This is a genomic window from Parasphingorhabdus sp. (genome assembly GCF_036963805.1).
In the GTDB taxonomy this organism is placed as follows: Bacteria; Pseudomonadota; Alphaproteobacteria; order Sphingomonadales; family Sphingomonadaceae; genus Parasphingorhabdus.
Genome location: NZ_JBALUN010000007.1, coordinates 29,047 through 49,064, shown reverse-complemented (window position 1 = coordinate 49,064; position 20,018 = coordinate 29,047). Strand labels below are relative to the sequence as shown.

Annotated in this window: 21 protein-coding genes; 11 read left to right on the top strand and 10 right to left on the bottom strand. The window is 57.0% G+C overall.

Features of this window, described 5'->3' with window-relative positions; translation table 11 throughout:
* Positions 1–54: 54 nt before the first annotated feature.
* The 10 genes from V7676_RS14610 to bphC all read right to left on the bottom strand — a co-directional run bounded on the left by V7676_RS14610 (position 55) and on the right by bphC (position 9,643).
* Complete coding sequence (locus tag V7676_RS14610; RefSeq protein WP_100093360.1) at positions 55–1,614, bottom strand: FAD-binding oxidoreductase; 1,560 nt, start codon at positions 1,612–1,614, stop codon at positions 55–57.
* Positions 1,611–2,048 (bottom strand): hypothetical protein, encoded by a 438-nt coding sequence (locus V7676_RS14605; RefSeq protein WP_240616888.1) that lies wholly within the window; start codon positions 2,046–2,048, stop codon positions 1,611–1,613. Before V7676_RS14605 ends, V7676_RS14610 begins: the two co-directional genes overlap by 4 nt.
* 131 nt (positions 2,049–2,179) lie before the next feature.
* A complete protein-coding gene (locus V7676_RS14600) occupies positions 2,180–2,788 on the bottom strand; it encodes a UbiX family flavin prenyltransferase (RefSeq protein WP_276308617.1) in 609 nt (202 codons plus the stop codon).
* A 145-nt stretch (positions 2,789–2,933) separates the two neighbouring features.
* Positions 2,934–5,408 (bottom strand): TonB-dependent receptor, encoded by a 2,475-nt coding sequence (locus V7676_RS14595; protein ID WP_240616890.1) that lies wholly within the window; start codon positions 5,406–5,408, stop codon positions 2,934–2,936.
* A 161-nt stretch (positions 5,409–5,569) separates the two neighbouring features.
* Positions 5,570–5,971 (bottom strand): hypothetical protein, encoded by a 402-nt coding sequence (locus V7676_RS14590; RefSeq protein WP_335660408.1) that lies wholly within the window; start codon positions 5,969–5,971, stop codon positions 5,570–5,572.
* A 26-nt stretch (positions 5,972–5,997) separates the two neighbouring features.
* Positions 5,998–6,591: a 2-hydroxychromene-2-carboxylate isomerase gene (locus V7676_RS14585; protein ID WP_100093362.1), complete on the bottom strand. Its 594-nt coding sequence runs from the start codon at positions 6,589–6,591 to the stop codon at positions 5,998–6,000.
* Positions 6,588–7,850 carry an aromatic ring-hydroxylating dioxygenase subunit alpha gene (locus V7676_RS14580; RefSeq protein WP_100093363.1) on the bottom strand — a complete coding sequence of 421 codons (1,263 nt, stop codon included), beginning with the start codon at positions 7,848–7,850 and terminating at the stop codon, positions 6,588–6,590. Before V7676_RS14580 ends, V7676_RS14585 begins: the two co-directional genes overlap by 4 nt.
* Positions 7,851–7,872: 22 nt before the next feature.
* Positions 7,873–8,361 carry an aromatic-ring-hydroxylating dioxygenase subunit beta gene (locus tag V7676_RS14575; RefSeq protein ID WP_100093364.1) on the bottom strand — a complete coding sequence of 163 codons (489 nt, stop codon included), beginning with the start codon at positions 8,359–8,361 and terminating at the stop codon, positions 7,873–7,875.
* A gap of 1 nt (position 8,362) precedes the next feature.
* Positions 8,363–8,689, bottom strand: coding sequence for a non-heme iron oxygenase ferredoxin subunit (locus V7676_RS14570; RefSeq protein WP_100093365.1), 327 nt, complete (start codon positions 8,687–8,689; stop codon positions 8,363–8,365).
* 54 nt (positions 8,690–8,743) lie between these two features.
* Positions 8,744–9,643 (bottom strand): biphenyl-2,3-diol 1,2-dioxygenase, encoded by a 900-nt coding sequence (gene bphC / locus V7676_RS14565; protein ID WP_100093366.1) that lies wholly within the window; start codon positions 9,641–9,643, stop codon positions 8,744–8,746.
* A 300-nt stretch (positions 9,644–9,943) separates the two neighbouring features.
* On the opposite strand from bphC, the gene V7676_RS14560 reads away from it, so the two are divergent.
* From V7676_RS14560 to V7676_RS14510, 11 genes are all read left to right on the top strand, one after another.
* Positions 9,944–11,356: an SRPBCC family protein gene (locus tag V7676_RS14560; protein WP_100093367.1), complete on the top strand. Its 1,413-nt coding sequence runs from the start codon at positions 9,944–9,946 to the stop codon at positions 11,354–11,356.
* The gene (locus V7676_RS14555) at positions 11,353–11,847 is read left to right on the top strand and encodes an aromatic-ring-hydroxylating dioxygenase subunit beta (protein WP_100093368.1); all 495 of its coding nucleotides are present in this window, start codon (positions 11,353–11,355) and stop codon (positions 11,845–11,847) included. Before V7676_RS14560 ends, V7676_RS14555 begins: the two co-directional genes overlap by 4 nt.
* Before the next feature lie 43 nt (positions 11,848–11,890).
* Positions 11,891–12,847 carry a PdxA family dehydrogenase gene (locus V7676_RS14550; RefSeq protein ID WP_335660407.1) on the top strand — a complete coding sequence of 319 codons (957 nt, stop codon included), beginning with the start codon at positions 11,891–11,893 and terminating at the stop codon, positions 12,845–12,847.
* Positions 12,844–14,124, top strand: coding sequence for an aromatic ring-hydroxylating dioxygenase subunit alpha (locus V7676_RS14545; RefSeq protein WP_100093370.1), 1,281 nt, complete (start codon positions 12,844–12,846; stop codon positions 14,122–14,124). The genes V7676_RS14550 and V7676_RS14545 overlap by 4 nt, the downstream gene beginning before the upstream one ends.
* Positions 14,121–14,600: an aromatic-ring-hydroxylating dioxygenase subunit beta gene (locus tag V7676_RS14540; protein ID WP_100093371.1), complete on the top strand. Its 480-nt coding sequence runs from the start codon at positions 14,121–14,123 to the stop codon at positions 14,598–14,600. Before V7676_RS14545 ends, V7676_RS14540 begins: the two co-directional genes overlap by 4 nt.
* 40 nt (positions 14,601–14,640) lie before the next feature.
* A complete protein-coding gene (gstA, locus tag V7676_RS14535; RefSeq protein ID WP_100093372.1) occupies positions 14,641–15,246 on the top strand; it encodes a glutathione transferase GstA in 606 nt (201 codons plus the stop codon).
* Between the two features lie 185 nt (positions 15,247–15,431).
* The gene (locus V7676_RS14530) at positions 15,432–16,283 is read left to right on the top strand and encodes an alpha/beta fold hydrolase (RefSeq protein WP_100093373.1); all 852 of its coding nucleotides are present in this window, start codon (positions 15,432–15,434) and stop codon (positions 16,281–16,283) included.
* Positions 16,284–16,302: 19 nt separating this feature from the next.
* Positions 16,303–17,226, top strand: a complete 924-nt coding sequence (locus tag V7676_RS14525; protein ID WP_335660406.1) for a catechol 2,3-dioxygenase — start codon at positions 16,303–16,305, stop codon at positions 17,224–17,226.
* Positions 17,227–17,240: 14 nt separating this feature from the next.
* A complete protein-coding gene (locus tag V7676_RS14520; RefSeq protein ID WP_240616891.1) occupies positions 17,241–17,660 on the top strand; it encodes a GlcG/HbpS family heme-binding protein in 420 nt (139 codons plus the stop codon).
* 39 nt (positions 17,661–17,699) lie between these two features.
* A complete protein-coding gene (locus V7676_RS14515) occupies positions 17,700–19,184 on the top strand; it encodes a 2-hydroxymuconic semialdehyde dehydrogenase (protein ID WP_335660405.1) in 1,485 nt (494 codons plus the stop codon).
* Positions 19,185–19,188: 4 nt separating this feature from the next.
* Positions 19,189–20,001, top strand: coding sequence for a 2-keto-4-pentenoate hydratase (locus tag V7676_RS14510; RefSeq protein WP_100093377.1), 813 nt, complete (start codon positions 19,189–19,191; stop codon positions 19,999–20,001).
* Positions 20,002–20,018: the final 17 nt, after the last annotated feature.

Here is a 20,018-nt window from a genome sequence, read left to right as displayed (position 1 = left end):
CGGGTAGCCTCAATTCGGGCGGCCTTAATTCAGGGCCCGAAGCTGCCGTTTCGATCACGACGTTTCTCGCAGCGCCTTGGGCCAGATGCCCTGCTTGCCGGGTGAGAGAATGCCGTTGGGATCCATCACATCCTTGATGCGGTGATGAAGGTCCCACAATGCGCCATCATTGTGTTTATAGGTCTTGGCGATCTGATCCATGAAGGCGAGGTGGGTGCGGTATTCGCCGAAACCACCTTCCGCCGCCTCATCGACCAGCAAACCGAAGAGATCGTAGGCGCTTTTGCGCATAGCCTCGTCGGCCCGGTCGTACATGATCATCAGGATGTGATGCATGTCACGCCAACCGACAAGAAATTCCCCTATGTAGTCGAAGCCGTATTCGTGGCAGCGCCGCTTGATCATGTTGTACTGGGCGAGCGCTTCCGCGCCGCTTGGCGCGGAGATCGGCGAGAAATTGACGTGCCCACCACCACCGATCCAGTTCATGATGCTGAATTCAGTCATGTTCGGCTCGCCGCGCATCAAGCGCACGCGGTAATCCCAGGCGGGATCATTCTCACGGTCGAGGTACAGCTTTGCCCCGGGGATGCTCATCAGGGCATCCTCGACGATCTTCCAATTGTTCGCGATGACCGGCGGCGGGCCATACAGCGCGCCGTAATAGTTCCACATTCCCAGATGGAGGTCCGAGGCGATCCGGGTGCGGGCCGACTGCGGCAGGGGGCCTTTGCCGTCGAAGTAATGGCGACGTGTGGTCTTGGCCGAAGCTTCCCACAGAAGATCGACTGCCACGGCGGCGTTCGGGATGATCTGATTGACCTTCAGCGGCCGGGTGATCTCGAAGATGGCCTCGAGATCTTCCTCGCGTTCGTAGGTTATCATGAACGGCTTGTAGCCGGGAGGTTCAGGCATCAGCCAGATGCCCATTTTCGTGACCACGCCAAAATTAGACTGGGTAAACATGCCGTCGAACTGCGGACCGGCGGCGTGCTTGGTCACCTGCCAGTGTTTCGATCCCGCGAGTGCTCCCTGGCCGGTCCGTACCACTTCGCCGTCGGCCAGCACCACTTCCATGCCGCACTGCATGATGAAATGGTCGCCATAAGGAGTGTAGCCTGCGCCATGTTCCAGCGCATTGCCCATCACGCCGCCCCATGCTGGCGCTGCGGGATCGATCCAGAGCTTGCTGCCGATCGTGCGCAGATGCCGGTAAAGTTGCATGTACGAAACACCGGGCTCGACGAGGGCATAGCCGTATTTCTCGTTGACTTCGATAATCCGGTTCATCCGGCGCAGGTCGAGCATGACATAACCGGACTTGCGAGGAGCAGGGCCACCATAGGCAAAATTGCGCCCCGTACCGATTGTCCAGATGGGTATTTTATAGGCGTTGGCGATCTTGAGTATATTCTGAATCTGTTCGACGTCGTCAGGAGCAACGGCCGCTGAAGGCAGAAACTCACCGTCGGCGAGAGGAGAATAAGCGTCCCTGTAGCTCGACAGCGGCTGTTCATCGATGTAAACTCGGTCCTTGCCGACGACTCCAGCGAACTCGTCGAGCGCATTAGAGAAATCGGCGGCGGCAACCCCTTGGGGAACAATGCTGCTCACGATTGATCCCCTTCAAATTCATAAACCCATGACACCAGCATACCAGGACTGCTGGCAAGTAGCGCGCAGACCCCGGAAGTGCAGGCGTTTGAGACTTGAGGTGATCTGCTGCCAATGGCGCCCTGCAACTGGTGAGCAATTGCCACCGGCCAGGCGTGTGTCGTGCTCCCAATCAGGCGTGCGCCTCCTTCGGTCCGATGACGCCATCTGCCATCGGTATAGTGATGCTGCCAGAAATGCCGCGCGTGGGCGCCGCGTTCGCCCAGCAACTGCCCTGCGATCATCGCGGCGGGATCAGATGTCATCCCGATGATCGTCCCGGTGGTTGATTCGAGTTCGTGCAGCAAGCCATTGAGCGATCGGTCGATGCGGATCACTTCACCTGCAAAGCCGCTGTCTATCATAGCGGAAGCGAACTGGCGGCTTTCAGGCACGCCACTCTCCTCCACCAGGGTGATAGTGCGGTTCGGGCCTGGTCCAGGCCGCGCAAGGCTGCCCAGCCCAACCGCAGCGGTGCCGAGCGCTCCGGCCCCCAAAACATCCCTTCGCCTTAGCTTCCGAGCCATCATGCCTGCCTTTCGATTTTCTTGTGTGGCAAAGCCGGATCAGGGTTTTCGCCAGTCAATCCCTGCCAGCGATCCTCCAGGTTGCGATGAAGTCCGAATTGATCGAGCACTCGCATGCAGCTGTGATCGATGATGTCGTCAATGTCGTGTGGGCGATTGTAAAACGCCGGGACAGGTGGGAAGATCACCACGCCCATTTCGGTGCACGCAGTCATGTTGCGAAGGTGCGCCAGATTGAGCGGCGTTTCACGCGTCATCAGCACCAGTTTGCGCCGCTCCTTGAGCATGACGTCCGCCGCGCGGGTTATCAAATTGTCGGAAAGGCCGTTGGCGACTGCAGCTAATGTCCGCATGGAGCATGGCGCGATCACCATGCCCTCGCACAGGAACGAACCGCTCGCGATGCTCGCCCCTACATTGCGGCTGCTGTGTACAACGTTTGCAGCATCCTCGAATTGCTGTCGGCCATCGACAAGTTCTTCGCGGATGTTGAGCAAGGCGGCCTGCGACATGACCAGATGGGTTTCCCAGCCACCTTGGTCTTTGAGCATGGTCAACAGGCGCAACCCGTAGATCGCACCGGTCGCTCCGGTTATGGCAACGACCATCCGTTTCACGAGCGAACGATCCCAAAAACCGTTAGTTCTGAAATTTCAACGAATAGACAAGATGCACTGGTCATGAATCTGTCACCCTTCCTCTTCATCTGAGACAATGGGGGCGGCAAGTTAAGCCGCCCCCTGATCGCAAGTGTCAATATTCATAACCGATCTTGAGGAACCATTCCCGTGGGCGGGAATATGTCGCCAATGCAACGCCGCCAACATTCAGATCGACATATCCACCTTGGATGTAACGCTCATCAGTCAGATTGGTGACGCCTGCGGTAATCGTGATCTGATCTCCGGGGACGGTGTACGAAGCGTTCGCACCGAACACGCTGTAAGCGGGTTGGTACAGTTGCGGGCTGTTCACAGCGTCCTTGAAAGTACCGCTCTGATGGTACCAATCGCCGCGGATTACCAGCTTGCCGTTTTCGTTGTCGAATGCAGTCGCATTTGCTGCAACGGTTCCTGTCCACTCAGGCACGAAAGCGAACTTGGAGTCGACTGTAACAGGAAACGCGCTCGGATCCACCGAGCGATAGCCAGCATCCAGATAACCCACGCCATAGTCAATCCGCAGCCAATCGGTCGGTGCGGCCTGTCCCTCGATTTCAAAGCCTTTGATCCGTCCTTTACCACCGTTGCGAACCTTGGGTGCAATGCCCTCGTTAACGACGATCTGGATATCGGAATAATCAGACTGGAACACCGCCAGGTTCAGCCGCACGCGTCGATCGAACAACTCGGTCTTGAGGCCGACCTCGTAGGACTCGACGAATTCAGGCGTGAAGGCGGGGGTTACCAGTTCGCCCGGGAAGATACGCTGGCTGAAGCCACCGTTCTTGAAGCCCTTTGAATAAGAGGCATAGCCCATGACATCGTCGCTGAACTTGTAGTTTGCCGATACCGCCGGGGTCCATTCCTTGGCCTTGGCGGAAACCTCCACCGCCGGGAGAGTGTGGTTACCGCCCGGATTGGTTGCCGAGGGAACGCAGGACGGATCAGGGAACCCATTGGGCAGGAGCTGCGGTACGTCCTTTCCGACGATGCATCGACTATACTGTATGAATACGCCATCGGGGTATGGGGGCAGTAAGCCGGCGGTATAATCGCGGGTAATGACCTGTGCCGAAGGATCGAAGCGCTTTATTTCGTCAGTGTAACGAATGCCTGGTGTTATTGACAGACGATCCGTAACTTCGAACGTTGCCTGCAAGAAGCCGGCGTAGCTGTCGTTGTTGATCTTGCCGCCGCTGAAAAAATTGGCGAAGCCAAACCGCAATGGCTCGATATCCTCACCTTTTTCTTTCAGGTAAAAACCACCTAAGGTAAATTTAATTCGGTCGTCCAGCACACTTCCGACCAGCTGAAGCTCCTGCGATGCCTGCCACAGGTCGATATTGTTGGTGAGCTGCAACACCTCGAAGGGAGTCGCGTCAAAGTCGAATTCGATGGTTGATTTCTGGTTGCGATAGGCGCTGATCGACTTGAGGGTTACATTCCCAAAGTCATATTCCATCGTCAGGTTCGTCCCCCACAAATCAAAATCGGATTGGTTGGGCCCGCCGGCCCACGTAGTATCGATGTCACCGGTAACCCAGCGAGAGGAGACACAGTTGGGATTATCTACGGGTGCCAGTTCGCCGGGAGCACCGCACTGACCGGCCCCGCCGCCAAGCTTGTTGTATCCAAAATTTGAACTGGGGAAAGCGAATGTACCGTTGGGAGTGGTAACGATCTGCAACAGATCGGGCGAATCCCGGTTCTCGACAAGAGTGCTTGCTGCGGTCGCTTCGCGTCGGATGTTAACGTCGCCCGCCAGGGTCGCGGTGAAAACATCGTTTGGTTCCCACTTGAAGGCTACGCGTCCCGCGAAACTGTCCTTGTCGCCTTGGCGGTCACCGTCAACCAGCCGAAGCTGGTAGCCGTCGCGCGTTTCATAGGATGCGACCGCTCGCATGGCGAGCGTGTCGCTGATGGGGATATTAATGATACCCTTGATGTCAGCCCGGTTGAACCGACCGGTGGCTGCCTCGAGTTTGAGTTCAAATTCGTCGGAAGGCTCACGGCTGTTGACAATGATCGCGCCGCCAATGGTGTTTTTTCCGAAGAGCGTTCCTTGGGGCCCACGAAGAATCTGTACACTTCCGATATCGGCCATGTCGAGCAGGCCGCCAACCGAACGAGATACGTAAACGCCATCAACATAGATGCCAACGCCAGGGTCAACCGTGATATTGAAATCGGTCTGACCAACGCCTCGGATAAATGCGGTGAGCGATGCGCTTGATCCGGAGATATTCCCTACCGGCTGAATATTAACGTTCGGCGCGTAGGAAGCGACCTGCGCGACATTGGCGATCTGTCGGTTCTCAATCATGTCCCCGCTCATCGCGGTAATTGCGATTGGGGTTTCCTGCGCGTTTTCTTCGCGTTTGCGTGCCGTTACCACAATTACGTCGAGGCCGGCTTCGCGCTGCTCAACAGGTGTTTCAGTATTTGCTGCTACATCGGCATTTGCTGCGTCCTGAGCCAAAGCGGGCCCCGATGACACGGCCATTGCCAAACCGCTGGCCGCTAAGAGCAATGCCCCTTTGCCAATATTATAGATATTATTATTCATTTCTCTCTCCCTAATATTAAATAATGATTGTTTTTGTTTCTCTACCACTTATTTATTATTCTAATACATTAGAATTTTGTTTCGAATGTCACACCGACTTTGCGGTAAGGCTCGTAAAACCCGGCGGTCGACTGCCTCCAACCCGTTCCACCTCCACAGATCTATCGAGGTCGCCGCCGATTCAGTCTGATAGACGCTATCCACATAGGTGGCGATGTTCGGTTCGTCCCTATCGCGATGCCGGTTGAGCCGACGCCGCGAACGACCGGCTGAAACACGCCCATGTTGCGGCTACCGACAAAGGCGGGCACGACTTGAGTGAGAGTGCGCACCGTAGATACATCCGCCGAAGCATGCGCATCGCCGGCGAGAGCAGTCACAACATCCTGCAACTCTGCCTCGCGAGGGATAGCGGTAACGCCGATGTCGGCGAGGACCGAGAGATCAGCCTGTTCTGCGGGTTGTCCGGCCTTAGCTACTTGCGTCCAAGCACAGGGAGCGCCAATGACAAGGGCAGAACCACACCAAGCTATCGCGAACGTTCTAAGTCCCTTTCTTGCCATAACAACCCCTCCCATTCTAAACTATATTATTGGTTAACAAGCAGGTAAGTTTCGAGAAAATCAAGGCGATCGTTGCCCCAGAATATCTGATCATCGACAAACATCATCGGCGCGCCGAATACGCCTCTTTGGTAGGCTTGAGCGCGCACCTTACGATATTCGCTCTGGCCGGTTGGCGATGCGATGAATTCGCACAATGCATCGGCGTCGAGTCCGACTTCGTCGGCACAACTGCGCAGCTCGTTGAGATCACCAGGATCGGTCCCGAGTCCCCAGATTCTGTGGTACGCCGCTGTAACAAATGCTTCGGCCTGGCCCTGGCTGCGGGCGTAAAGCACCGCACAGTTCCAGTCCGCGCAGGCGAAGCTCGCGGGAAATTTCAATGGTGCCGCGTACTTGACTGCCCAACGCTCGAGATCGGCCATCATGACCTCTATTTTCGGCGCAACTTCACGGTTGGACGGGCCATAGTTGCCAGCGGCAATCTTTGCCTCCGGAATGTCGATCGGCCAATATTCGATTGTACAGCCGGTCCTGTGGGCCAGGTCCGGCAACTTCAACTGTGCGAGGTAGCTGAAGGGACTGATGAAATCGAAATAGAAATCGATCGTTCTGGTCATGGCATGGTTCCGTAGCCCACCAGCTTCTCGTAGTTGTGCCAGAACCCAATGATGGCGCCTTCGGTGACCAGATGGTCCGCATCATCCGGGCGACCGCCGCCCATGGCGATGTAAGATGCCGCGTCGTGTTCGCCTATGATAGCTCTCTGCACGATCTCGACCGCTTCGCCATCTTCCATAGAGACCAGCCCGGCCGGACCGATCAGGTTGGTTTGCTTTGTCCGGATCGCTTGCATCTCGGCATCATCATCAGCGTAGCCAAAATGGGTCCAGACGAGCTCGAAGCCATCGGTGCCCTTGGTTACGATCTGCCTTACCGCTAGAGTGTTCTGGATTTGCTGGAGCACCAGGTTCGGGAACACGGCAAGGATGACGAGGGTCACACCATCGTCGAATTCCTGCCTGCCTTTCAGGAGTGACATGTCCTGCAGCTTGAACTCGGTGTCAAAGGTGCGAGAATCCCCATAGGCCTGCTTATCTGCGGCATCGTCGTTACTAGAGGCAATCGAGTAAAGCAGCGAATGGCGCTTGCTCGCGTCCATCACGCTCTTGCCCGTCTGTGTGGAGCGGTAGAGCCCGAAAGTATTATGGAACAGGTGGAGCAAACTCGCGTGATAAGGATCGCGGGTGTTCTCCGCATAAAGCTTCCAGTTGCCGTGAACATGCTGGCGCTGGTCTCCAAGAACCTTGATCGGCTTGCACATGATACGTTCGATGTGCTCGATCACGATCGGCCCCAAAAAGTCACGCAGCGGCTCTACAGTCTGCGAGAAGCTGGCGAAGACCAGCCCGCCCACAGAATCTGCGCGCAGCTTTTTGAGACCATGCTGCTTCATGTCGAAGTCGCCCGGCATGCCGCCCTGACCCTTAAGCCCGCGCCGGAACGGAACCCCGATCAGATTGCCTTCCAAATCATAGGCCCACTGATGATATACGCATTCCAGAGTGGGCCGGTTGCCGCGTATCTCGCGGCAGACCAAGGCACCGCGGTGGGCGCAGCGGTTAACCACGACATGGACTTTTCCGTCGCTGCCTCGGGTAACTATTACCGGGGTCTCACCAATGAAGGTCGACTTGAAGTCTCCAGGCTCTGGAACTTCCGCTTCCAGGGCAACGAAAGACCAGGTTTCACCTTGAAAGATGCTCTCCTGCTCTCGCTGATAATATTCCGGATCGGTGAATACCCGATAAGGTACACGGTAGCCAGCGACATCCGCCGTTTCTGAAGACTCTCTGTTTTTAAGCGTTGTTTCTGCCATAACTAAATTTCCATGATAAGGATCAGATTGGACGAACCATCATTGTATCGATGACATTTGTGTCAAAAACAGCAACCTTCGATATAAAAAGAGGGTGGCCTCCGCTGCAATCGATCTCGTCAATATACTTCCCAGCATTGTATATTTCGGTGTGCCCGTCCGCGCGCGTCATGAATACGGCGTAGTTGGTTTGTGCCGTGACTTTTAATTCATGTTCTGACACGATGCGGGTAGGCCCAAGGATATGGCGATAGCTGTGGACCGGGAAGATATTTGCCTTGCGCAGCGATATGATGCGGTCGACCAGCATGCCCTTGCTGTCACAAAATATCGCCGAGAGGCTCAGATTGCGCTCATGGTTCTCGCGCGCGATAACCTTGTAAATGCAATCGTCTGCGAACAGCTCTGGCCATTCCTCAAGTCGATCATCATCTATCCACTCGGCGTGGATGGCGTTGAGTTCGGTTGCAAGCTGCTGCAAGCGAATCCGCTCGAAAATGGTCGGGTCCATTTCAGGCCACTCCGTCCGGTTGGTCGATCCAAACCCACTCGTCGTCGATTGTGACGGAGTAAGTCTTGATTGCAACCTGACAAGGAAAGGCCTTTGCCGCCCCAGTGGCAATATCGAACGAGCCACCATGAAACGGACATTCGATGATGCCGTCATCCTGGTACCCATCGGTCAGCATGGCGTTTCCGTGGGTGCACATGTTGTCGGTGACGTAGATGTCCCCGTTAACATTGTAAACAGCAAGCGCCGGCAGGTCATCCAGAAACACGCCGACCGGTTCGCCGTCCTTGACGTCGGCAACTGGGCAAAGGCGTATCTTATTTAACATTGTGCTATGTAATCCTCTGAAATATTTAGTGTAACAACTGATCCAAAGCCCCTCTCACATGAGAGGAATATCCATGCCGTATCCCTCGGCTTCATTACCGTGGCCGAAAATGTCGCGGGTATAGAATTCCTGCTGGGAAGGAGCCTTGCGGGCACCCCAGCCAAATTCCCACAGCCAGCCAGAGGGGTTGGCGCAGTAGAAGGTGAGAGCCTGGTCGTTGGCATGCTTGCCGAGCTGAAGCGCGACATCGATCTGTTGCTCGCGCACGATGTCGTGGGCGAGCCCGAGGTCGTCGAGTTCGGTATATTCAAACATCAGATGGTTGATGCGCTTTTCCATCGGGCCGAGCCCGAATGCGACAGAGTGCTGCCGCTCGTTACAGTGCATGAAGTACGGGGAGGCAACCATGTCGTTGGGCAGGTGCAATTGGTATTCAACCGATCCGCGCAGTCCCAACAGACGGTAAAACGCGGCCGCGGCTTCGACATCATCCTGCCGCAGGATGCAGTGACCTACCCCCTCCGATCCAGTGAGGAACTTGCCGAACATGGCCCGTCCGGGGTGGAAGGGCTTGTGGGCATCCACTTGCGGGCCGTAGAATATTTCGGTGGGGTTCCCCGCGGGATCGAGCAGCTTGGCGAGGCCAAGAACGCGGCGCTCACGCGCTTCGCCTTCGCTCGCAATTGTCACATCGACTCCGGCGCTGGTCAACTTTTCGACCATCGCCTCGAACTCGGTCGGATCACCAACCCGCCAGCCCATGTAGGCCAGATCGTCAGTGTCACCTTTGTGCAGCGCAATGCGATGATGCCACAGATCCATGCGCAGGTAGATACGATCGGCTTCGCCTTCATCAACGATTTCCATTCCGGCAACCTGACTTGCGTAGGCGCGCCACGCATCAAGGTCCGTAACAGACAAGCCCAAGTATCCAAGTTCGGTGACCGATGACATTGACTGATTCTCCCCTAAATCTTTAGCCTTGAACGTTCTGTCCAACGAAACCGGCGTCGCCATTTTTGCGATTTCGACCATCCGATTCTGTGGGTCTCATAGCCTAAGATTTCTCACTGTGCAATACGTTGCATATAATAAATTCTTGGTGTATGAAGCCGATGGTTAAGCTGACAGGTCGATTCGTTGTTCGATGGCTTCTCCGCGTTTCCGGTGACGCGGGCGTGGGAAGTTCATCGGGACTAGGGATTTCGGGCGCGGCATCTGACTAGAATCTATGATATCCGGGAGAGATCAGACATGAATGCGACGGAAAAGCTGGATGGGCGCATTGCCGACTTGCAGGTCCTACGGGGCCGGCTACAATCCTGGCTGGTCAAGGACCAGACGCGCGGCGTATACCAGGTTGACCGCGCCTCCTTCACCGACCCCGACATATTTGAGCTCGAGCTCAAATATGTTTTCGAATGCAACTGGGTGTTCGTCGCGCATGAGAGTCAAGTCGCCAAGAAGAATGATTTTCTTACGACGAAGATCGGCAGAGTGCCTGTCATTATCACGCGTGATAATGCGGGGGTTCTTCGCGGAATGGTCAATGCATGCGCACACCGGGGCACCCGTGTCTGCCGTGAGAAGGCTGGCAATAAAAAGAACTTTATGTGCCCGTTTCATGGATGGACCTATTCGTCGGCAGGTGATTTGCTTGATGTCACGGAAGAAGCGGCGGGCGGCTATGCGCCTGGCTTCGACAAGTCTGATTTCGGTTTGCCGCAAATTGCGCGCCTTGAAAGCTATCGCGGCTTCATCTTCGCGAGCCTTTCCGACGACGTCTTGCCACTTGAGGATTATCTTGCCGGGTCCAAGGCGTTCATCGACCTGCTTGTCGATCAATCCCAAAGCGGAGAGCTTGAGGTAATCCCTGGCGCGACCCGGTATCGTTATCAGGGCAACTGGAAGATGCAGGTTGAAAACGGTCTGGACGGATACCACGTCAGCACCGTCCACGCCAACTACTTCATGACCGTTCAACGGCGTGTCCAGGGCGAATCGAAAAACGATACCAAGGCGATCGATTTTGCCAATTTCAATCGGCAGGATGGCGGCTCGTTCTCTTTCAAGAATGGCCATACGGTCCTGTGGGCTGACTATGCCAATTTCAAGGACCGACCGAATTTCGAGGTGCTCGACTGGCTAACAGCCAACCACGGGGAGGAAAAAGCGTTGTGGATGAACAAACGGATCCGCAACCTTCAGCTTTTTCCCAACGTGTTCCTGATGGACCAGACCAGCAGCCAGATTCGAATCATTCACCCGGTGTCGGTTGATGAGACGGAAGTCACGACCTATTGCATCGCGCCTGTTGGCGAAAGTTCGGAGGCCCGCGCCTTGCGGATTAGGCAATATGAAGACTTTTTCAACGCCAGCGGAATGGCGACTCCCGACGATTTGACCGAGTTCAACAACTGCCAGACCGGTTTCGCCAGAGGCGAAGGCCGAATGAACGACATGTCGCGCGGCGCTCCCAGATGGGAGAAGGACGCTGGACATTTCGGTGCAGGACTGGGTGTGGACGCCGTCCTCAGCAGTCCCGCCGTAGCCGACGAAGGCCTTTATGTTGCAATCCATGATGAGTGGGCGAACCGCATGAATGCGGCGATCGATCGCGAAAGCGCTGAACTGATGGCCTTTGGGGACAAGGAGGTGATTTCGTGAGCGACGTGGACGCAAGATGGCTCTCGGTGTGGCGTTTTCTTGGGCGAGAGGCCCAGGCGCTCGACGAGAAGGACTGGGATTGCTGGCTCGCGCTCTACCACGAGGATGCCGAATATTGGGTGCCTGCCTGGGACGACAGCGAGCGACTGACTGCCGATCCGCAAAGTGAAATCTCGCTGATCTATTATCATAACCGGGGCGGTCTGGAAGATCGGGTGTTTCGCATCCGGACTGGCCGGTCCTCGGCCAGCTCGCCTGCTCCGCGCACACAGCATATGTTTAGCCTTCTATCGGTAGAGGAGGCGGACGTTGCCTTGCAGGTGCGAACTTCTTGGACCGTGACCTCCGTGCTTGAAGGAGATGTCACCGTCTACAGCGGATCGGCCCAATACGACCTCCTGCCGGAAGCCGATTCCTATGTAATCAAACGCAAGAAGACGATCGTAATCAACGACGTCGCAAGGACCATGCTCGATGTCTACAGCATCTGACCGGCCAATGGTCTCACCAGGCGCCCGGCAAATTGTCGGAACAATGATTGGCGATCCTGCCGGAATTGGACCCGAAGTCACGGTCAAGGCACTTGCGAGCGGGCAAGTTCACGAAGTGTCGGTCCCGGTTCTGGTCGGGTCGTCTGCGGCCGTGGAGCGGGCCATCGACATGACTGGGGTCAAAGCGCGCGTGCGTGCCATGAAGTCTCTCGAGACGCCCAGTGACGATCCGGGCGTGATTGATGTGATCGACACAGGTGCTTTGCCGGCCGGGGTCCTGCCGTTGGGCGAAGACACCGAGGCTGCGGGGCACGCGACGGCGCAGTGGCTTGATGAGCTTGATGCGCTGGCGCGGGACGGATCCTTCGCGGCGACGATCATGGGACCTATCAGCACCGATTCGCTGAAGATGGCCGGCAAGCTGGACAAGGTTATCAGCCCCACGCCCGGCGAGAGCTATCTCGTTTTGCTGACCGGCCCCTTGCGGGTCGCGCATCTGACCGATCATATGTCCTTGCGTCAGGTGATCGATGTCATATCGGCTGATCTGGTGGCCAAGGCCATCGGTCAGGTGAATGATGCCATGCAGTCGTGGGGCATTGCCAAACCGCGCATTGCGGTTGCCGGGCTTAATCCCCACGCCATGGGCGATGAGGAGCGGCTGGCCATCGCACCGGGTGTCGAGCGGGCCAAGGCCATGGGGATTGCCGTCGAAGGACCGGTCGCGCCGGATTCAGTCTTCCGTCAGTGCATCGAAGGCCGCTACGACATGGTCCTCGCGATGTTCCACGATCAGGGCCATATTGCTGTCAAGACCTGGGGATTTTCCGGCAACTGCGTAATCATGATGGGGCCGCCCTATCTCCACATGTCGGTCGCCCATGGCACTGCCTACGACATTGTCGGTTCAGGCAAGGCGGATGCGGCGATGATGCTGAGCGCGATGCGCACCTGTGGACGGCTCGCATCGGGACAGGGATTTGAAGGAGAAGCGAAATGAATTCTCACTTACGGGTCGAGGCCCAGCAATCTATTCCCACAGCGGTCGACTATAAGGTCTATCACGACCCGGAAGTCTTCGCTGCGGAGCAGCGCAATGTCTTCAAAGGTCGCATCTGGTGCTACCTAGGACTAGAAGCAGAAATTCCCAATGCGGGGGATTTTCGGGCGAGCTTTGTCGGTGAAACACCCGTGGTTCTGGTGCGCGGGCAGGAAGACAAAATTTTCGCTTGGGTTAACCGGTGCGCGCACAAGGGGGCGACCGTGTGCCGCTCGCTGCGCGGCAACCAGGCCGATGGCGCTTTCGTCTGTGTCTACCATCAGTGGGCCTACGATGCCGAAGGAGCGCTGGTGGGCGTGCCTTTCCGGCGCGGAATGAAGGGTGTGGGGGGCTATGACAAGGAATTCGATCCAGCCAATCACTCACTCGAAAAGCTGCGGGTGGAAAGCTACAAGGGGATGGTGTTTGGGACGTTTGCGTCTGAGATAGAACCACTTGAGGATTTTCTTGGTCCCGTGATGCGCAAATATATCGACCGGGTTTTCCATCGCCCGATCAAACTATTGGGCTATGCGCGGCAGTATATGGCGGGCAATTGGAAGCTCTATTCCGAAAACAGCCGGGATAGCTATCACGGCGCCTTGCTGCATCTGTTCTACCCAACTTTCGGCATCTATCGTCAAAGCCAGGAAAGCGCAGGTGAACTTGCCGAGCAGGGTTTCCATAACGTCTTTACCGTATCCAAGCCCAATGGCGACATCGACTACACGTCGTTCGGCGACGAAGCCAATCGCGAAATGCAGAGTGCCACGAAACTGCAGGATGACAGACTGCTGCAATTCCGGCCGGAAATCGACGACGATATCGGGCTGCACATCCAGTCGCTGTTCCCGAACGTGGTGCTCCAGCAGATCCAGAACACGCTGGCGACTCGTCAGATCGTGACGCATGGCCCTGACAAGACAGAGCTGGTCTGGACCTATTTCGGATATGCCGACGATGATGAGGAAACAACCCGGCACCGGCTGCGAAACCTGAATCTTGTTGGTCCATCAGGGCTGATCTCGATGGAAGACGGAGAGGCGGTCGAACTTTGCCAGCAAGGCACCGTTGGGGCAGAAGGCAAGTACAATTTCATCGAAATGGGCGGGGACGATGTACGCGGATATTACGCGCCGATGGGTATGGATGAAAACGCAGTGCGCGGATTCTGGAAAGGGTATCTGGAATTGATGGGTGATGCCCTGCCCACTTCTGCCGTGGAGGTGCCCGCATGAACCTGGTCGATCCCGCTCTGCAAGGCTTCGTCGATTCCTTGAACGCTGCTTACGGGTTATGCCTTGATGACGGTCGGCTCGAGGAGTGGCCCGAGTTCTTTGTGGAGGACTGCCTCTATCAGGTGATTGCACGCGAGAATGTTGACAACGGCCTGCCGGCTGCGGTCATGTATTGCGACAGCAAGGGTATGCTGGTCGACCGGGTAGTGGCTTTACGCCAAGCCAATGTATTCCCTGAGCACTTCAGCCGCCACCTGATTTCGCGGGCAGTGATTACCCCGGTCAACGGCAACATGGTGTCTGCAGAGGCCAGCTATGCCGTGCTGCAAACGCGCAATGACGGAGAAACGCGGATTTATAACGCCGGGAAGTACATCGACAAACTATTTGTGGCTGAAGGCTCTGCCAAGCTCGTAAGCCGCACCTGCGTCTATGATACGCATCGCATCGCCACCCTGCTGGCAACGCCCATTTGAGGCGCGAACCATTCGACAACCACAACCAAGGAAACAATCAATGAAGCTTTACTATAGCCCAGGAGCCTGCTCGCTCGCCCCGCACATTGCACTCTATGAAACCGGCGCTAACTTCGACGCCGTCAAGGTCGATCTCGGCTCACGCAAGACCGACGCCGGGGACGATTTTCTTGCCGTCAATCGCGCGGGTAAAGTGCCGGCGCTGGCTCTGAGCACCGGTGAGACCCTGACCGAGAATCCGGCCATTCTACTCTACATCGCCGATCAAAATGACGGAGCTGGCCTGGCTCCGCGTGAGGGCAGCCTCGAGCGCTACCAGCTGCTGAGCCGCCTCGGCTTCCTGTCTTCGGAATTGCACAAGGCTTTCGTCCCGCTGTTCACGCCTGGCACGACGGACGAGGCCAAGGCTGCAGCGACCAAGACCGTGAAAGATCTTCTGGCCGGACTTGATCAGGAAATCGCTGGCAAGGACCATTATGTGGGCGAGGCGTTTAGCGTCGCTGATATCTACCTGTTCGTGATCCTCAGTTGGCCCGCTCATGTCGGCATCGACATGGCAGCTTATCCTGCCCTAGGCGCTTTTGCTGGCAAGATAGCGCAGCGGCCCTCTGTGGGAGCAGCTCTCAAGGCAGAAGGCCTCATCTAAATTTTCTTCGCTCACACCGTGGAGAACAATTGCGACGGTTGCAAATCTTTGGCCTATTGCAAATGCATTTTTTTTGGTGCAATAACAAATTTGGTCTTTAGGAGTAAATCCGGGCGAGTCGGGTTCTTCCGGGAACAAGATTCGTCGGGGTTACCGGAGCCAACATAAAAAAGTTCGGGAGAGATATGATCACCGGTTCGAATGAAGTCGCACGCGCCGAGATCGGCAAATCGCTGGTTATGGATAACTGTGCAACCAATTATCATGATGTCGGCGAAGGCGCGGCGGTTTTACTAGTCCATGGCTCGGGGCCCGGTGTCACCGCTTGGGCCAACTGGCGGCTCAATATGCCCGAACTCGCTAAGCGGTTCCGGGTGATTGCGCCGGATATGTTCGGATTTGGTTATTCCGATTCCAAGGGCCGCATAGAAGACAAACAGATCTGGGTTGATCAGCTGGTGGCTTTGCTCGACAACCTTGGCATCGACAAAGTGTCGATGGTGGGCAATTCGTTCGGTGGCGGCATTACCCTCGCGTTCATGATCGCCCATCCCGATCGGGTCGAGCGCGCAGTATTGATGGGGCCGGCCGGTCTTGAATTCCCGATCACGCCGGCGCTGGATGAAGTCTGGGGCTACGAGCCCTCGGTCGAGGCCATGCGCTCCTCGCTCAAGTATCTTGCCTGGGATCACAGCAGGCTAACTGACGATCTGGTCCAGTCACGATACGAGGCAAGCGTCCGCCCGGGTGCGCATGCACCATATCATACCACCTTCGGCGGCCCAGACCGTCAGCGCAATATTGCGATGCTGGCAAGCCGCGAAGAAGATATTGCCGCGCTGCAGCAGGAGGCGCTGATCCTGCATGGCCGGTCCGATCAGGTCATTCCGCTTGAGTCGAGCGTGCGCTTGGCAAATCTGCTGCCCTGTGCGGACCTGCACGTGTTTGGCGAATGCGGCCATTGGGTTCAGATCGAGCGTATGGCCAGTTTTAACCGAATGGTGTCTGAATTTTTCACTAGCGGCCTCAAGGGCTGACTGAGCAAGGAGAGATGAAATGGCTGTAACTGGAGTAATTCGTCCTGGATACGTGCAACTGCGGGTTCTTGACCTCGACGAGGCCATCAAACATTACCGCGACCGGATTGGTCTCAATCTCGTCAGCGTCGAGGGCGGTCGGGCCTTCTTCCAGGCTTTTGACGAATTCGACCGACACAGTATCATTTTGCGCGAGGCAGATACGGCCGGACTCGACCGAATGGGTTTCAAGGTTGCGAAAGACTCCGATCTTGATCACTTCGCTGAACGCCTGCTCGACTGCGGTGTGCATGTAGACGTCATTTCCGCCGGTGAAGATCCCGGTGTCGGACGTAAGATCCGCTTCAATACCCCAACCGCGCATGTGTTTGACCTATACGCTGAAATGGAGCTGTCCGAAACCGGGCCGGCGGTCCGTAATCCTGATGTCTGGATAGCCGAACCGCGCGGCATGCGCGCGACGCGTTTCGATCACTGTGCGCTAAACGGCGTGGATATCTCCGCGAGCGCCAAGATTTTCGTCGAAGCTCTGGACTTCTCGGTCACCGAGGAACTGGTCGACGAAAGTACGGGGGCACGTCTCGGCATCTTCCTTTCATGCAGCAACAAGGCCCATGATGTCGCCTTTCTCGGCTATCCGGAAGATAGTCGGATCCACCACACTTCGTTCAACCTCGAATCCTGGCACGATGTTGGGCACGCGGCTGACATTATCAGTCGCTACGATATCTCGCTCGATATCGGCCCGACGCGCCACGGGATCACTCGCGGCCAGACGATCTATTTCTTCGACCCGTCGGGCAACCGCAATGAGACGTTCAGCGGCGGCTATTTCTACTATCCCGACAACCCGCGCCGCATGTGGCAGGCGGAGAATGCGGGCAAGGCGATTTTCTATTATGAAAAGGTGCTGACTGACCGCTTCATGACGGTAAACACCTGAAAATGGACGGTTTAGTGACAATCAGGACAATCGGACATGGCTTGGCTGCGCAAGCGGTTTCGGCCGCTCTCGCCAAGGGCGACGAAACCGGTTGCCCGGTTGCTGCAGCAGTCATCGGGGCAGGCGGCGAGTTGGTGGCTTTGCTTCGCGCGAGCGGCACACCCTTCCCCTCATCGCAAATTGCCCAGGACAAGGCTTATACCGCCGCCAGCTTCCGAGTTCCGACGCCTGAAGTGTACAAGATGGTTTCGGGCAATCCAGCGTTGAGCACCGGGCTAACCGCACGAACGGGAATTGTGATGTTTGGCGGAGGATTGCCGATCGTAATTGACGGCGAATTCGTTGGCGCGATCGGCGTATCGGGTGGGTCCGAAGAAATCGACATTGCCTGCTCCAACGCCGGCCTCTCCGCAATCGGCGGGGCGCAACATTAAACGCCTGGTGCCCCCATTCATTGGAACAATAGTAATCAAATGACTAGCAAAACGTCTCGACCGGTTACCGACACCATTCTCAATTTCATTGGGGGTTCCTTTCGCAAGGGCAGCCAGGGCAAGACCTTTGCCAACGTCAACCCGGCAACCGGACAAACGATCGGCACAGTTCATGAAGCAAGCGAAGCCGACGTGGCCGACGCGGTGGCGGCGGCCAAGGCGGCGCTTAACGGTCCGTGGGGAAAGATGACAACGGCCGAAAGGGTCAAGTTGATCGTCGCAGTCGCCGCCGAAATTGAGCGCCGTTCCGATGACTTTCTCGAGGCGGAGGTCGTCGATACCGGCAAGCCCCGTCACGTGGCATCGCATATCGACATTCCGCGTGGTGCGGCAAATTTCCGGATGTTCGCCGATGTCATCGCAACGATGCCAAACGAATCCTTCACCACGCCGACACCTGATGGAGGGCAAGCGATCAACTACGCCGTGCGCAAGCCCAAGGGCGTGATTGCGGTGATATGCCCGTGGAATTTCCCGCTGCTGCTGATGACCTGGAAGGTTGGACCGGCTCTGGCCTGCGGCAACACCGTGGTGATCAAGCCGTCGGAGGAGACACCCCGCACGGCGGCGCTTCTGGGCGAAGTAATGAACGAGGTGGGGATGCCCGAAGGCGTTTACAACGTGGTTCATGGTTTCGGCCAGAGCTCGGCCGGGGAATATCTGACCAGCAACAAGGATGTGGACGCCATAACCTTTACCGGAGAGACCGGGACTGGCCAGGCGATCATGCAGAAGGCTGCGATCGGGGTTCGCGACGTGTCTTTCGAGCTCGGCGGCAAGAACGCGGCGATCGTCTTCGCCGACGCTGATCTCGACAAGGCGATCGAGGGCCTCTCGCGCTCGGTCTTCCTCAACACCGGGCAGGTCTGCCTCGGCACTGAGCGCGTCTATGTCGAGCGACCGCTGTTTGATGAATTCGTCCGGCGGATGACGCTAGCGGCGCAGGCATTCAAGCCCGGTGCCATAGACGATCCGGCCTACCTTGGGCCGCTGAGCAGCGCAGAGCACCGCGAAAAGGTACTCGGCTATTACGCGAAAGCAGTGGAAGAAGGGGCGACGGTTGTCACTGGCGGCGGCGTTCCGGAAGTCGATGGCGATCAGGCGGGCGGCTTCTACGTGGAGCCAACGCTGTGGACCGGCCTAGCTCATGACAGCACGGTGATGCGCGAGGAAATCTTCGGTCCATGCTGCGGCCTGATCCTCTTCGACAGCGAAGACGAGGTCATCGCGCTGGCCAATGACACCGACTACGGACTGTGCGCGACCGTATGGACCGAAAATATCTCGCGCGCGCACCGGGTGGCGGCGGCGATGCAAGTGGGTGTGTGCTGGGTCAATTGCTGGTTCCTGCGCGATTTGCGCACCGCATTCGGCGGATCAGGCCATTCCGGCATTGGGCGGGAGGGCGGTGTTCACAGCCTCGAATTCTACACTGAAACTGAAAACATCTGCGTGAAACTCTGAAACCATGACTACAGAAACCAACATCGACCCTAAGGTCATTCAACAAGCCGCCGAACAATTGCGCGGTGCCGCGATAAGCGGAAAACCCGTGGCGCCGGTTCGCGATCTCATATCGGCGGGCGGCGTGGATGCGGCCTATGCCGTGCAGGAGGTCAATACCCGGCACTATGTCGACAGCGGACGAAGACTGGTAGGCCGCAAGATCGGCCTCACCTCGCTCGCGGTCCAGCGGCAGCTTGGTGTCGACCAGCCCGATTACGGCATGCTGTTTGCCGATATGGACGTGCCCGAAGGCATGCCGATCTCGCTTGATCAGGTGATTCAGCCCAAGGTCGAGGCCGAGATCGCGATTGTCATCGGCCGCGACCTACCGCATCCGGACCTGACTACCGCCGAAATGATCTGCGCGGTGGAATATGTCGTGCCGGCGATCGAGATCGTCGACAGCCGGGTGGCCAACTGGGACATTCGTATTTGGGATACCGTAGCTGATAATGCCTCCAGCGGACTGTTCGTGCTGGGTGCCGTTCCGCGCAAGCTTGACGGGCTAGACCTGCGCGAATGCGGTATGGTGATGGAGATCAAGGGCGAACCCATTTCGGTCGGCGCCGGGATCGCCTGCCTGGGCAGCCCGATCACCGCGTCCTTGTGGTTGGCGCAGGTGATGGCGCGTGTCGGTCGGCCGTTGCTTGAAGGCGACGTGATCCTGTCGGGTGCGCTCGGTCCGATGGCCGGCGTGAACCGCGGTGAGGTTGTCGAGGCAAGAATCAACGGAGTTGGAACAGTTCGCGCAGAATTCGCCGCCGACGGCAACTGAAGATTGGATGAAAGACA